Source organism: Bacillus sp. C1, from assembly GCF_054570475.1.
The window spans coordinates 1-1,750 of record NZ_JBTMZT010000031.1 but is presented as its reverse complement, the minus strand read 5'-3'; the positions used below and the strand labels follow the sequence as shown (position 1 = coordinate 1,750).

Annotated in this window: 1 protein-coding gene and 1 rRNA gene; both read left to right on the top strand. The window is 34.7% G+C overall.

Features of this window, described 5'->3' with window-relative positions:
* A 5S ribosomal RNA gene (gene rrf / locus ACX5JI_RS26365) occupies positions 1-83 on the top strand; the annotation flags it as partial.
* Between the two features lie 373 nt (positions 84-456).
* Complete coding sequence (locus ACX5JI_RS26360; protein ID WP_459503928.1) at positions 457-1,416, top strand: alpha/beta hydrolase; 960 nt, start codon at positions 457-459, stop codon at positions 1,414-1,416.
* Positions 1,417-1,750: the final 334 nt, after the last annotated feature.

Here is a 1,750-nt window from a genome sequence, read left to right as displayed (position 1 = left end):
CCCATACCGAACACGGAAGTTAAGCTCTCTAGCGCCGATGGTAGTTGGGACCTTGTCCCTGTGAGAGTAGGACGTCGCCAAGCAAGCTTAAGACGAGTCAGAATGACTCGTCTTTTTGTGTTTGTATAAAGTGAAAGTTTAATGAGTGGTGGGATACTGTTCTTTCATGCGAGATGAATTTCAGTAGATTGTAATATGTATATTACGTTAATGGTATGTGAACCATATTAGCCTTATTGAAGTTGTTTTTCTGTTATAGTAAAATAATTTCTTTAAGGTCTATATAGATATCTAATATATCGTCGGATAGAGTACAATACATAGATTCTTTCGAAGTAGAAGGATTGAATGTTTTCCTGTATCATTCAAATCTATGATAAGTAATATATGGTTAATTTGAATGTAATGTAAAGTGAAGCTGTAAAAAGATAATGTTTTAGAGAAAGGGCATATAGAATGAAGAAAATAAGTGTTGTTACTATAGTAGTTTTGTTATTTCTAGTCATCTCGTATATGTTAGTTGGGAATTATTTTTATAACTATGCATTAAATGCGAAACAAGAAAAGGAATTTCTAGATGGAAATCCTCACTTGGAGAAAACAGTAAATGTTTTAAGTGATGGAGCAGTTAGTGAAGAAACGAAAAATGCTGGATTTTTATCAAAATATCCACCGAGTACAAAAACTGTACGTTCTTTTGATGGTTTAAAACTAGCTGGCTATGAATATCGTAATCAAGCATCAAATCATAAATGGTCAATTGTAGTTCATGGGTATAATGGAAGAGCTTCGGAAATGACAACATATATTCGTCATTTCTATGAAAAGGGCTATAGTGTAGTAGCGCCTGATCTCCGCGGTCATGGAAATAGTCAAGGAGATTATGTTGGTATGGGCTGGCATGACCGTAAGGATATTATGGAGTGGATTCAGCATATATTAAAGGAAGATCCAAAAGCGGAAATCGCCCTTTTTGGTGTTTCGATGGGAGGCGCAACTGTTATGATGACTTCTGGAGAAGCGTTACCCGCCAATGTTAAGGTCATTATTGAAGATTGTGGTTATTCATCTGTTATAGATGAATTTACGTATCAATTAAAGGATCTATTCCATTTGCCGAAATTCCCTGTTATGAATGCCGCTAATACAATTACTCAACTACGAGCTGGTTATAATCTAGAGGATGGATCAGCGGTTAAACAAGTTGCGAAAAGCAAAACGCCAATGTTGTTTATTCATGGAGATGCGGATACATTTGTTCCTTTCGAAATGCTTAATGAAGTGTATAATGCTGCAAAGGTAGAAAAAGAAAAACTGATTGTGCCAGGTGCAGGTCATGGAGAAGCTGAAAAAATAGCTTCCGAGAAATATTGGAATACTTTATGGGGATTTGTTGAGAAATATATTCCAGCATAATTATAGATTTAGAAAGAACCTTTCGCTATGAAAAAGCGAAAGGTTCTTTCTTTAATATATGGAGGATGTATTGATAGGAGTTTAATATATGTGTATAAGCTGTCAAATTCAAGTGAGGAGCAAGCAATCTAGGGCATTAAAGTTTCTTTTTTATTTTTAAGAGAGAATTTGAATTTTATTTGAAAAAGGTATTGCTTTTATAATGATAAGCGTGTATTATTATACGAGTCGCCGATAGCAACAACGCAAAACGCGACAAACGAAATAAAAAACTTAGTTGACATTGAAAAACAAAAGTGTTAACATAAGGGAGTCGCAAATGAGCGACAAACAA

Coding starts and splice junctions, on each gene's coding strand:
- ACX5JI_RS26360 (WP_459503928.1), top strand. CDS start 457: ATGAAGAAAATAAGTGTTGTTACTATAGTAGTTTTGTTATTTCTAGTC.